General features: G+C 69.7%; 11 protein-coding genes. 7 read left to right on the top strand and 4 right to left on the bottom strand.

Annotated elements, in window-relative coordinates; translation table 11 throughout:
* Positions 1 to 65: 65 nt before the first annotated feature.
* Together ACFUJR_RS00720 and ACFUJR_RS00715 are read right to left on the bottom strand one after the other, a co-directional pair.
* Positions 66 to 1,112, bottom strand: coding sequence for an iron-siderophore ABC transporter substrate-binding protein (locus ACFUJR_RS00720; protein ID WP_383165628.1), 1,047 nt, complete (start codon positions 1,110 to 1,112; stop codon positions 66 to 68).
* A 159-nt stretch (positions 1,113 to 1,271) separates the two neighbouring features.
* A complete protein-coding gene (locus tag ACFUJR_RS00715) occupies positions 1,272 to 2,624 on the bottom strand; it encodes a lysine N(6)-hydroxylase/L-ornithine N(5)-oxygenase family protein (protein ID WP_383165631.1) in 1,353 nt (450 codons plus the stop codon).
* 252 nt (positions 2,625 to 2,876) lie between these two features.
* Between ACFUJR_RS00715 and ACFUJR_RS00710 the strand changes: the two genes are divergently transcribed.
* On the top strand, positions 2,877 to 3,824 hold the full coding sequence (locus ACFUJR_RS00710; protein WP_383165634.1) for a methionyl-tRNA formyltransferase: 948 nt from the start codon (positions 2,877 to 2,879) through the stop codon (positions 3,822 to 3,824).
* A 120-nt stretch (positions 3,825 to 3,944) separates the two neighbouring features.
* Positions 3,945 to 5,006, top strand: coding sequence for a winged helix DNA-binding protein (locus tag ACFUJR_RS00705; protein WP_383165637.1), 1,062 nt, complete (start codon positions 3,945 to 3,947; stop codon positions 5,004 to 5,006).
* A gap of 29 nt (positions 5,007 to 5,035) precedes the next feature.
* Here ACFUJR_RS00705 and recQ read toward each other — a convergent pair whose 3' ends face one another.
* Positions 5,036 to 7,063: a DNA helicase RecQ gene (gene recQ, locus ACFUJR_RS00700; protein WP_383165640.1), complete on the bottom strand. Its 2,028-nt coding sequence runs from the start codon at positions 7,061 to 7,063 to the stop codon at positions 5,036 to 5,038.
* A 92-nt stretch (positions 7,064 to 7,155) separates the two neighbouring features.
* A complete protein-coding gene (locus ACFUJR_RS00695; protein ID WP_383165643.1) occupies positions 7,156 to 8,568 on the bottom strand; it encodes an aminopeptidase P family protein in 1,413 nt (470 codons plus the stop codon).
* Positions 8,569 to 8,717: 149 nt separating this feature from the next.
* Here ACFUJR_RS00695 and ACFUJR_RS00690 point away from each other — a divergent pair, with 149 nt between their 5' ends.
* The 5 genes from ACFUJR_RS00690 (at position 8,718) to ACFUJR_RS00670 (ending at position 12,493) form a co-directional block, all read left to right on the top strand.
* Positions 8,718 to 9,701, top strand: a complete 984-nt coding sequence (locus ACFUJR_RS00690) for a LuxR family transcriptional regulator (protein WP_383165646.1) — start codon at positions 8,718 to 8,720, stop codon at positions 9,699 to 9,701.
* A gap of 279 nt (positions 9,702 to 9,980) precedes the next feature.
* Positions 9,981 to 11,150, top strand: a complete 1,170-nt coding sequence (locus ACFUJR_RS00685) for an ATP-binding protein (protein ID WP_383165649.1) — start codon at positions 9,981 to 9,983, stop codon at positions 11,148 to 11,150.
* Positions 11,147 to 11,548 carry a roadblock/LC7 domain-containing protein gene (locus ACFUJR_RS00680; protein WP_352188906.1) on the top strand — a complete coding sequence of 134 codons (402 nt, stop codon included), beginning with the start codon at positions 11,147 to 11,149 and terminating at the stop codon, positions 11,546 to 11,548. Before ACFUJR_RS00685 ends, ACFUJR_RS00680 begins: the two co-directional genes overlap by 4 nt.
* On the top strand, positions 11,545 to 11,925 hold the full coding sequence (locus ACFUJR_RS00675; protein WP_383165652.1) for a DUF742 domain-containing protein: 381 nt from the start codon (positions 11,545 to 11,547) through the stop codon (positions 11,923 to 11,925). The genes ACFUJR_RS00680 and ACFUJR_RS00675 overlap by 4 nt, the downstream gene beginning before the upstream one ends.
* Complete coding sequence (locus ACFUJR_RS00670; RefSeq protein WP_383165655.1) at positions 11,900 to 12,493, top strand: ATP/GTP-binding protein; 594 nt, start codon at positions 11,900 to 11,902, stop codon at positions 12,491 to 12,493. Before ACFUJR_RS00675 ends, ACFUJR_RS00670 begins: the two co-directional genes overlap by 26 nt.
* Positions 12,494 to 12,500: the final 7 nt, after the last annotated feature.

Genomic DNA, 12,500 nt, shown 5'->3' with positions numbered 1-12,500 from the left:
GGTGCTGCCGGGAGCGGGGCGCGGTCCCGCCGGGAGGCGGAGCGGCCGGACGCCGGTGACGGGCGTTACTTGACGGCCGCGATCAGCGGCTCGACCTCGTCGATGGCGTACGGGATCGACAGGACGGTGTTGAAGGAGAAGGCCGCGCCGATGTCCGGGTCCTGGTAGGGCACGAACAGGTCGCGCTTCTCCGAGTTGACCTTCAGCTTCTTGTAGAGGGGCTCGGCCTTGATGCGGTCGTTGGCCTCGGTGCTGGAGGTGACCCAGACGAGCCGGTCGACGTCGAGCACGTTCAGCTTCTCGGCGCTCAGTTCGGCGACGTTCCAGCCCGGCTTCGCCAGGGTGTCGATCTCGGGCTTCAGCTTGAAACCGAGCTCGGAGAAGAAGATCGCCTTCGGGTCGGTCCTGGTGAAGGCCGAGTACTTGCCGGCCTCGAAGCTGTCGGCGACGGCGAGGGTCTTCTGGGCGAACTCGGGGTGCTTGTCGCGGACGGCCTTGAAGCGCGCGTCGATGCCGGAGATCAGCTTCTCGGTCTCCGCGCCCTTGCCGAGGGACTTGCCGATCTGCCGCGTCATGACCTGCCAGGACGCACCGTAGTCGGGCAGGTCCTTGGGCTGCGCCACGACCTTGGTGAACTTCGAGAGCGTGTCGTACTGCTCCTTCTTCATCCCCGAGTACTGCGCGATGACGAGGTCGGGCTTCAGAGCGGCGATCTTCTCGATGTTGTACTCGTCGCGCTCACCGACGATCTCGGGCTTCGTGGACCCCCACTTGTCCTTCGTCCACGGCCACTTGCCGTACGGCTGCTCCTTGAACCAGTCCACCGCGCCGACCGGCTTGATCCCCAGCGCCAGAACCGCGTCCTGGTCCGACAGGCCCAGGGTGACGACCCTCTTCGGCTCCGCGTCGATGGTGGTGGAGCCGTACTTGTGCTCCACGGTCACGGGAAAGGCGGCGGACGAGGAAGTGTTCGTCCCGGCCGAGGGCTTCGACTCGGTCTTCTCGGTGCCGCCCCCACAGGCGGACAGCGCGAGCGCGGCGACGGTGGCGACGGCCGCCTGCGGGAAGTGTCTGACGAACCGCGTCAGAGCGGGGCGCGTACCAGTGGACACGGAGGTTCCTTTCACGGGGATCACACGGTGCGTGCCGCGACCGCCGCGTACGAGGACGCTACGAGACAGCCGGGGCGGGTGGGACTGGTGGGACTGGTGGGGCAATGGAGGTTGGGGGGATCCGGTGGGGAGAGCCGGCCCGGCAGGGAGGGGCCGAGGTCAGCGGGCCGAGCCGATGCCGTCGGCGACCGGTCGGGGCTCGTGCAGGGCCCGCTCCGGACCGCGGTCGAGGATCGAGTCCAGGATCTCGCCGACCCTGATCGCGGTGTTGGAGAGCAGGGACGAGGTGATGCCGTGGGTGTGCTCGGTACCGCCCTGCAGATAGATGCCGCAGCGCACCGCCGGGTCCGTCGAGATGCGGTAGTCCCGCTCGACGCGGACCCGGCCCTGCTCGTCGCGGTGGCAGCTCTTCGCGACCTCGCCCAGGAGTCCCAGGGGCTCCGCGGGGCTGTAGCCGGTGGCGAGGACGACGACGTCGGCGTCCAGCACGTTCTCCTCGCCGGTGACCAGGGAGGTGACGGTGGCGCGGACCGTGTCCGGGGTCTCCTCGACGCCGGTCAGGCGCGAGATGTTGAGGAAGCGCAGCCGTTCGGCGCCGAGCACCTTCTCCTGGTACGCCACCCGGTAGAGCTCGTCGATCAGGTCGATGTCCACGACCGAGTAGTTGGTGTTCCCGTGATAGTCCATCAGCCGGCGCTTGATGTCGTCGGGAGCCGTGTAGTACTCGTCGACCGCCTCGGGGTCGAAGATGCGGTTGGCGAAGCTGCTGTCGTCCGCCGGGCTGTAGCCGTAGCGGGAGAAGACCGCGCAGACCTCGGCCTCGGGGAAGCGGCGGTGGAGGTACGCCACGTTCTCGGCGGCGCTCTGGCCGGCGCCCACCACGATGAAGCGGGTGGGGTCGCTGCCCTCCAGGCCGTCGACCTTGGCGAGCAGGTCGGAGTTGTGCCAGACGCGGTCGCTCCGCTCGACACCCTCCGGCATGAGAGGCCGGAGTCCCGTGCCGATGACGAGGTTTCGGGCGCGGTGGACCACGGTCTCCGAGCCCGAGCGGGCCGTGACGTCGAGGTACTCCACGACTCCGTCGCATACGACGGGCTCGACGGAGACGACCTCGTGGCCGTAGGAGACCATGTCGTCGACCTTGGCCGCCGCCCACTCGAAGTAGTCGTGGAACTCGACGCGGAGCGGGAAGAGGTTCTTGTGGTTGACGAAGTCGATCAGCCGGCCCTTGCTCTGCAGATAGCGCAGGAAGGTGTACTCGCTGGACGGGTTACGGAGCGTCACCAGGTCCTTGAGGAAGGACACTTGCATCGTGGCGTCGTCGATGAGCATGCCGCGGTGCCAGCCGAAGGCGGGCTGGCGCTCGAAGAAGTGAGCAGTGACCGCCTCCTGCCTCCCGACGCGAGCGTTGTGCTCGCTGAGCGCGATCGCCATGGCCACGTTGGACGGCCCGAAGCCGATTCCTATGAGGTCATGGATCAGAGGTGCGTCGCCAGGAAGAACCTGTGACATGTCACTCCCATCGTGCGGGACAGCCGCCTGTCAGGCGAGGGTGAGAAGTACGGGACGCCCAGCCCGCCGGTGGCGTCGACCAGGGGCGAACTTAGGTAAAGCTAACCTGACTTACCCCGAGCTGTCGACCGGACGAATCGGTCACGCACGAGAAAGCGGCACTGAACACGCGTGAAAACAGAGGCCGTTGCATCCTTAGGTAAGGCTTGCTTTACTTGGCGACGGTCATTCGCCCTTCCGAGGAGGAACTCCATGCGGGTCGTCATGTTCGGTTACCAGACCTGGGGGCATCGAACCCTGCAAGCTCTCCTGGACTCCGAGCACGACGTGGTGATGGTCGTGACGCACCCCAAGAGCGAGCACGCCTACGAGAAGATCTGGAGCGACTCCGTCGCCGACCTCGCCGAGGAGCACGGCGTCCCCGTCGTCATCCGCAACAGGCCTGACGACGACGAGCTGTTCCAGCGACTCAAGGAGGCCGACCCGGACATCATCGTGGCCAACAACTGGCGCACCTGGATCCCGCCGCGGATCTACACCCTCCCCCGCCACGGCACGCTCAACGTCCACGACTCGCTGCTGCCCAAGTACGCGGGCTTCTCACCGCTGATCTGGGCCCTCATCAACGGAGAGCGCGAAGTCGGTGTCACGGCCCACATGATGGACGAGGTGCTCGACGCCGGCGACATCGTGGACCAGCGCGCGGTGCCCGTGGAGCCCACGGACACCGCGACCGACCTGTTCCACAAGACGGTCGACCTCATCGCCCCCGTCACGGTCGGCGCCCTGGACCTGATCGCCTCCGGGCAGACCGAGTTCACCAAGCAGGACCGCTCACAGGCCACCTTCTTCCACAAGCGGTCCGAGGACGACATCCGGATCAACTGGGACTGGCCCGCCGACGCCCTGGAGCGCCTGGTCCGCGCCCAGTCCGCGCCCTATCCGGCCGCGTTCACCTTCCACAAGGGCCGGCGCCTCGAAGTCCTCTCCGCCGTGGTGTCCGAGGGTCGTTACGGCGGCACGCCGGGGCGCATCTTCTACCGCGAGGGCGAGGGCGTGGTGATCGTCGCCGGCGCCGACGCCCGCACCGGCCGCAACCACGGTCTGGCGATCACTCGCGTACGGACCGAGGAGGGCCAGGAGCTGTCCGCCACCGACTACTTCACATCGATGGGCGGCTACCTCAGCGACCGTCCCTGACGGCCGCCGCGCCTCACCCCGCTGAACTCCGGCGCCCCCAGACGGTCCTGGGGGCGCCGGCACCCCTTCCGGCACGAGTAGGTTAGGGTCACCTAACTGGCACTGGGAACAGGTACATCGATGCAACCACGGGTTACCTCCGGCACCGCCCACGATGCGAACGGCACACGGTTCGCCGTCGTCGGCATAGCGAACATGCCGACCGACTGGGCGCGGGTCTTCAGCTCCCTCGCCAACGCCGACCTGACGATCGGCACCGTCGACGTCGACATCACGGCCACGGCCCCCGCCGTCGCCGAGACATCCGTCGGCGAAGAGCCCCGTTCACCCGCCGCCGCCGGCCCGCCCTCGCTCAGTACGACACCACCCAGCGTGCTGAACCTCAACGCCTATCTGATGTACGCGATCGGCAAGGCCGCGCGCCGCAGACTCACGGACAGGCTGACCGCCCACGGGCTGCGCCTGTGGCACCTGACCGTGATGGCGATGGTCGCCGACCTGGGACCCCAGATGAAGACGGTCCTCGCGTCCCGCCTGGACATGAACGCCAGCGACCTGGTGAAGATCGTCAACGATCTGGCCAGGACGGGCCATGTCGACTGCGGCCGGGACCCCGCCGACCGGCGCCGCGTCGTCGTACGGCTGACACCCGAGGGCCGCTCGTTCCTCGATCTGCTCAACACGGACATCGCCTCGGCCGACGACGACATCCTGGCCCCGCTGAACGCGGAGGAACGCGACCAGCTCGCCTCTCTCCTCCGCCGCGTCCACCGTCACCTCGAACCGGCGCCGGCGAGCGTCGTCCACGAGCCCGCGCGCTACGACGCCCCGGCCCGTTCGGACTCCGTGGAGGACGGCCGGATCGACTGGACGCACCCGGCCGAGCGGATCGCCCGGCTCGTCGAGGCCCGGCGCGACCGCCACCCGACCGCCTACACGCACCACCAGGGCCGGCGTCTCGAACTCCTCGCGGCGACGGTCTCCGAGCGGACCTACTCCGGAGCCCCCGGCCTGGTTCTCCACCACGAGGAAGAGGGCGTGGTGATCGTCACGGGAGCCGAGGCCCCCACGAGCGGCGAACACGGGCTCGTGCTGCGCCGCTTACGCACCGAAGCCGGTCGGGAGATGTCGGCGGAGGAGTACTTCCCCTCCGAGGGGGAGCTGCTCGTCCATCAGTCCTGACGGGTCCGGCCACCCGGAGTCCGGCCCCGCTACCGCCACTCGTCCCAGGGCGGCGGATCCGTCTCGTCGTCCGGGTCGGCGGGCGGCTCTTCGTCGAACAGGTCCGGTTCCGGGTCCGGGCCCCGCCGGGCCGACCCGGACGGCGCGGACCCGGACGGCTCCTGGGGCGCGGGCGACGGCGCGGCCTCCGCGGCCTCCCCGGGGGCGCGGCACTCGGCCAGGGTGTCCAGGACGCCCTGGGCGTACTTGGTCAGCTTGGCCTCCCCCACCCCGCCGACGGTGCCCAGCTCGGCGGCCGTCGCCGGGAAGCGGGTCGCGATCTCGCGCAGGGTCGCGTCGTGGAAGACGACGTACGCGGGGACGCCCTGCTCCTTGGCCGTCGCGGCCCGCCAGGCGCGCAGGGCCTCGAAGACCGGTGCCGCCTCGGCCGGCAGGTCGACGGGCACACGGGCACCCTTGCCGGAGCGCGAGCCGGAGCCGGTCCGGGCCGCGGCGGCGGGGGCCTTCTCCTTGCGCATCGGTACGGGGCGGCGTCCGCCCAGCACCTCGCCGCTGGCGTCCGTCAGGACCAGCGTTCCGTAGTCGCCCTCGACCGCGAGGAGCCGCTGGGCGAGCAGCTGGCGCACGACCCCGCGCCACTCCGCGGTGCCCAGGTCGGCCCCGACGCCGAACACCGACAGCGCGTCGTGGTCGAACTGGATGACCTTGGCGGTCTTCTTGCCCTGGAGGATGTCGATGATCTGGCCGGCGCCGAACTTCTGGCGCCGCTCCTTCGCCAGCCGCCAGACCGTGGAGAGCAGCTTCTGCGCGGCGACCGTGCCGTCCCAGGACTCGGCCGGGGTCAGGCAGGTGTCGCAGTTGCCGCAGGGTTCGCCCGACTGTCCGAAGTACGCCAGCAGCCGCACCCGGCGGCATTCGACCGTCTCGCACAGGGCGAGCATGGCGTCCAGACGCGCGGCCAGCGAGCGGCGGTGCGTCTCGTCGCCCTCGGAGCCGTCGATCATCTTGCGCTGCTGGACCACGTCCTGCAGCCCGTACGCGAGCCATGCCGTGGCCGGCTCCCCGTCGCGTCCGGCCCGGCCGGTCTCCTGGTAGTAGCCCTCGACGGACTTCGGCAGGTCGAGATGGGCCACGAAGCGGACGTCCGGCTTGTCGATGCCCATGCCGAAGGCGATCGTCGCCACCATCACGACCCCGTCCTCCCTCAGGAAGCGGGCCTGGTTCGCCGCACGCGCCCGGGCGTCCATGCCGGCGTGGTACGGCAGGGCGTCGACCCCCTGCTCGGCGAGGAAGGCCGCGGTCTTCTCGACCGAGGCGCGGGAGAGGCAGTAGACGACTCCGGCGTCCCCGTCGTGCTCGGTCCGGATCAGCTCCAGGACCTGCTTCTGGGCGTTGTTCTTGGGGACGATGCGGTACTGGATGTTGGGCCGGTCGAAGCTCGCGACGAAGTGCCGGGCGTCCTGCAGACCGAGGCGCGCCGCGATCTCCGCGTGGGTGGCTTCGGTGGCCGTCGCGGTCAGCGCGATCCGGGGGACCTTGGGCCATCGCTCGTGCAGCATCGAGAGCGCGAGGTAGTCGGGCCGGAAGTCGTGGCCCCACTGGGCGACACAGTGCGCCTCGTCGATCGCGAAGAGCGACACCGTGCCCCGGTCGAGCAGGCGCTGCGTCCCCTCGGTGCGCAACCGCTCGGGGGCCAGGTAGAGGAGGTCGAGCTCGCCGGCGAGGAAGGCCTGCTCGACCGTCTGCCGCTCGTACGGGTCCTGCGTGGAGTTCAGGAATCCGGCCCGCACCCCCAGGGCGTTGAGCGCGTCCACCTGGTCCTGCATCAGCGCGATGAGGGGCGAGATCACGATGCCCGTACCGTCTCTGACCAGCGCCGGGATCTGGTAGCAGAGCGACTTGCCGCCGCCGGTGGGCATCAGGACGAGGGCGTCGCCGCCCCCGACGACCTGATCGACGATCTCCTGCTGTTCACCGCGGAAGGAGCTGTATCCGAAGACGCGGTGAAGCACCTGGAGAGGGTCGGAGATCGCGGGGGAAGCATCCGGAAGGGCCATTCGACAAGACTAACGGCGTGCGCCGACACCCCCGGCCCGCCCGGCGAACCCGTGGACGACCCGGGCGGGCGGGGGTGCTCATCGGCGACGGTTCAGCCCGCGGTCCGGGCCATCCACGCCTCGACGTCGTCGGCCGACCTCGGCAGGCCCGCCGACAGGTTCTCGTGGCCGTCCTCGGTGACGGCCAGGTCGTCCTCGATCCGGACCCCGATGCCGCGCCACTCCTCGGGCACGGTCAGATCGTCGGGCTGGAAGTAGAGGCCGGGCTCGACGGTCAGCACCATGCCGGGCTCCAGGACGCCGTCGACGTACTCCTCGTTCCTGGCGTGCGCGCAGTCGTGGACGTCCAGGCCGAGCATGTGACCGGTGCCGGCCATGGTGAAGCGGCGCTGCAGTCCGAGTGCGTACGCGCGCTCGGCCGGGCCCTCGATGAAGCCCCACTCGACGAGCCGGGCCGCCAGGTGGCGCTGGGACGCCTCGTGGAAGTCACGGTACGCGGCGCCCGGCTTGACGGCGGCCATGCCCGCCTCCTGCGCCTCGTACACGGCGTCGTAGACCTGGCGCTGCACCGGAGTGAAGGTTCCGCTGATGGGGAGCGTGCGCGTGACGTCGGCGGTGTAGAGCGTGCGGGTCTCGACGCCGGCGTCGAACAGGAGCAGCTCCCCGGGGCGCACCGGTCCGTCGTTGTCCGTCCAGTGCATGATCGTGGCGTGCTCGCCCGCGGCGCAGATCGATCCGTAGCCGACGGAGTTGCCCTCCAGGCGCGCCCGGCGGAAGAAGGTGCCCTCGATCCAGCGCTCGGAGGACGCGATCGCCCGGGAGAGCTCCCCGACGGCGTCGGTGAATCCGCGGACGGTGGAGTCCACGGCCTTGCGCATCTCCGCCAGCTCCCACGCGTCCTTGACGAGCCGGAGATCGCTGAGCGCCTCTTCCAGCGCGTCGTCGCGCTCCTCGTCGGTGGTGACGGCGGCCTCCAGCGACGGATCGACGCCACGGACGATGCGGGTGGGTACGCCGGCGGAGGCGGCCAGGTCGTCGGCGGCGGTGCGGACGTCGCGGCAGGCGAGCCCGAGCACGCGCGCGGACTCGGCGAGGGAGCGGCGCCGGCCCATCCACAGCTCCGCGGTGGCGCCCGTCCAGAACTCGTCGTCGTCCCTGCTGTCCCGCGGCAGCTGGTAGCAGTAGGCGTCGTGGCCGCCGTCCGCGCGGGGTTCGAGGACGAGCGCGCCGTCCCGTGCCTGGTCCCCGGTCATGTGCACGTAGCCGGAGTACGGCCGGAAGGGGTAGAGGTCGTCGTTCGAGCGGACCTTGAGAGTCCCCGAGGGGATGACGAGGCGCTCGCCCGGGAATCGCGCGGAGAGCGCGGCGCGGCGGCGGGCCGCGTACGGAGCCTGTTCGTCGAGCGTCAGGTCGTGCCGCTCGGTGTCGGCCCACCCCGTGCGCATGAGGGCGGACAGCTCGTCGGAGATCCCTGCGTACAGACCGTTCTTTCGGCCCTTGGCCACGGCGTTCCCTTCTTCCCGTTGGTGCCGGTGGGTGCGTTCCTGGACTGCGCCCCGGACGGTAGTCCGGGAGGCGCGCGCCGGGTGCCCAGGAGTGCCACTGGCACGGATCGGCCACGACGGGGGCGTGGGCACGGTCGATAATGCGATCCATGACGAACACGAGACTCGGCGAGGCCCTCCGGCTCCTGGGCGTCGACGAGGCCGCCTGCCGGGTCTATCTGGCGCTGCTCGAACAGGCACCCGCTCCGCTGAGCGCGATCGGCGCCGCGGTGGGCCTGGGCGGCGCGGAGCTGGCCGCGGCGTACGGCGAACTCGCCGACGCGGGGCTGGCCAGCGCCGCGGAGGGGGTCGCGGACGTGGTGGCTCCGGTGTCGCCGGCCTCGGGTCTGGAGATCCTCGCGCGGCACCGGGCGGCCGAGCTGGAGGAGTCGCGGATCGCCGTCGGCGGCGCGTTCGAGTCGTTCCGGCGGCGGCGGCTCGCCGCGTACGACGACCACCTCGTCGAGGTCGTCACCGGGGACGCCGTCGGCCCGAGGATGCGCCTGGCGTGGTCGAGCGCCCGCGAACGGATCCGCCAGCTCGAGTCGCCCCCGTACTTCCCGCACTCCGGCGCGACGGAGGACGCTCTGGCCACGCTCGCCCGTGGTGTGACGCAACGGGTCGTGTACGCGCGGGAGTCGCTGGCGTACCCCGGCCGTCTGAAGGAGGCCATCGAACCGTGCGTCGAGGCCGGCGAACAGGCCAGGGTGCTGCCCTCGGTGCCGGTCAAGCTCCTGATCATCGACGACGCGTACGCCCTCGTGTCGCTCTCGATCAAGGAGGCGGACGTGGTCAACACGCTGCTGGTGGTGCAGCCGAGCGGGCTGCTCTCCGCTCTCGTGGCCCTGTTCGAGCAGTCCTGGACGAACGCCCTTCCGTTCCACGGCCACACGACCCGCCCGGGCGGTCTGCCTCCCGGCGACCGCCGCCTGTTGTGGCTCCTCGCGGGCGGCGCGACCGACGACGTCATCGCACGGGAGTTGGGTATCAGCCGCCGCACCCTGTTCCGTCGGCTGGAGGTCCTGATGGCACGTCTGGGAGCCGCGAACCGCTTTCAGTTGGCTTTGCAGGCGCAGCGTTCCGGTTGGCTGTGAGGGGGCTCGGCGAGCCGAATCGCTGTGAGCGGCCGATCTCACACAGGGGTCGGGCGGGGATTGAGGGCAATGGGCCGCAGTCGTCCCCATATTGACGATCGGTCACCTGTTCGCGCCCGGTGATAAGATCACGACGCTTGCGGAGCGGTGGATGGATGCAAAACGAACATCTCCGACCACGGCGACCATCCGGGCAAGCACCCCGGTACGGACGGTCCGCCGGTCCACCCGTATTGACGGAATTCAGTAACTGGCCGTCAGTCGCCTGAAGAGAGCCTTATGACGTCTTACGCACAGAACCCAGCACTCTGGGTCCTCCTGATCGCCACGCTCGGCGCTGTGGCCGTAATCGTTCGCCAACGCAAAGCGATACGGACTTTACGACAGGAGACCACAGAGCTCAAGGCCCACTACGCCGAGTTGGAGAACAGCTACTCGAAGTCCGTCGAGCACGAGAAGGAGCGGGCCCAGGACTCGACGAAGACGGTCCTCAAGTCCGCCATGCGGACGCTCCAGGGCCTCGCCGCCGAGCAGCAGTTGGTCATCTCGGGCCTGCAGAACAAGTACGGCGATTCCGTCATTCTCCATGACCTTCTGGAGATCGACCACACCAACTCCCAGTTCGGCCGGCGCGCTCAGTCCATCGCCGTCCTCTGTGACGGCTGGCTGGGGCGGCAGCGTGAGGTCGCGTCGGTGTACGACGTGGTCCGAAGCGCCCAGGGAAGGATCCGGCACTACCGCCGGGTCGAGATCCTGTCGCAGGTCGACTTCGGTATCACCAGCCGGGCCGTCGAACCGGTGGCGCTCGCTCTCGCCGAGCTGCTCGACAACGCCACCAGTTATTCGAGCCCCGATACCGTCGTCGAAATCAATATCCGTACCGTACCCAAGGGTATTTGCATCGTCGTCGACGATGCCGGTGTCGGTATGAACGACGAGGAGCGGGCCCGTGCCGCGAAACTCCTGACGAGCGAGCGGGTCTCCGGTGTCTCCGGACTCGGCAGCCCGCCGCAGTTCGGTTTCGCCGTCATCGGCGTGCTCTGTGAGCGCTTCGGATTCGAGGTGTCCGTGGACTCCAGTTCCCCGTACGGAGGTGTCCGTGCCGTCCTCCTCCTGCCGCACGAGATGCTCACCGGCATGCCCGAGAAGAAGGCCCCGGCGCCTTCCGTCCCCGCCGTCGCCGTGACCGACCCGAGCGGACCGACGCCCGCGGTCACCGCGTCCACCACCGACGACGGTCTGCCACGGCGCCGCCGCAAGCGGCCCATGGCCATCGTGAGCGGCAGCCCGGCGCCCGCACCCGCCGCCACCCGTTCCGGCGCGGAGACCGCGGCGATCATGGGGGCCTTCCAACGGGGCACCCAGTCCGGTCGGGCCACGCGCCCGGACGCGGCGGATCAGACGATCAGCACACGTGATGCGAGCAGCGAAGGGCCTGAGATCTCGTGAACGACGACCTGTCATGGATGCTTGACAGTGCCTTGGAGATACCGGGGGCGCTGCACGCGGTCCTGGTCTCCGCCGACGGTCTGCTGATGGCCCGGACGAGGGACTTCGGAAAGGACAACGCGGACACGGTCGCCGCCGCGATGAGCGGCATGCAGTCGCTCAGCCGCTCGCTCGGGTTCTTCGTCCAGGAGGGTCGCCTGCAGTGGCGCCAGACGCTGGTCGAGTTCGACGGCGGCTGGGTCTTCCTGATCTCCGCCGGGGAGGGCGCGTACCTCGGCGTCTCGGCCTCGCCGGACGTCGACATGCAGGACATCACGTTCCGGATGCAGCAGCTCGTCGGCCAGCTGGGCAAGGCCCTGACGACACCGCCGCGCGAGAACCTCGGCGTCCGCTCATGAGCGGCTTCGACGAACTGGGCCCCGAGGCGGCGGAGTTAGTTCGCCCGTACGTGATCACCAAGGGCCGCGGCCTGCCGGACGAGGCACAGCTGTCGCTGGTCACCCTGGTCACCGCGGCCGAGGAGGGGCAGCAGCGGCGCCCGACCCGGCTCTCTCCCGAGGAGCAGAGCCTGCTGGACCTGTGCACCGCCGGCTATCTCTCGGTCGCCGAGGTCGCGGGCCACACGCGGCTGCCCATCGGTGTGGTGAGGATCCTGCTCTCCGCCCTCGACGAAGGCGGCTACCTCGTCACCCGCCCACCCGTGCAGCGTGCCGCGCTCGCGGACCGAGACATTCTCGAGGAGGTACTGAATGGGCTCCGCGCCAAGTTTGGATGAGCAGGCCTATGTGCGCGGCGGCGCGACGCAGACCGCCGTGAAGATCCTCGTCGTCGGTCACTTCGCCGTGGGCAAGACCACCTTCATCGGTGCGATCTCGGAGATCCCTCCGCTGACCACCGAGGAGACGATGACCCGCGCCGGGGAGTCGTACGACGACCTCAAGGGAGTCCGGAGCAAGACCACCACCACGGTGGCCATGGACTTCGGACGGCTGACCATCAGCGAACGCGTGGTGCTGTACCTGTTCGGGACGCCCGGTCAGCAGCGTTTCGTGCAGATGTGGGAGGACATGGCCCGCGGCGCGCTCGGAGCCCTGGTGCTCGTCGACCCCGAACGGCTCGCGGACTCCTTCGCCGTGATCGACCTGATCGAGCAGTACGGCCTCGACTACGCGATCGCCGTCAACCACTTCGCCGGCGCGCAGGATCGCGAGGAGCGGGCGCTGCGCGAGGCGTTGGACCTGCTCGACGACACCCCGGTCGTCACCTGCGACGCGCGCGACGAGAAGTCGTCCGCGGACGCGCTGATCACCCTCGTCCGCTATTTGCTGGACCGCGCTCACTAGAAGCAGA

This window comes from Streptomyces sp. NPDC057271 (assembly GCF_042668715.1).
GTDB lineage: Bacteria > Actinomycetota > Actinomycetes > Streptomycetales > Streptomycetaceae > Streptomyces.
This window is presented reverse-complemented; position numbering and strand designations above follow the sequence as displayed.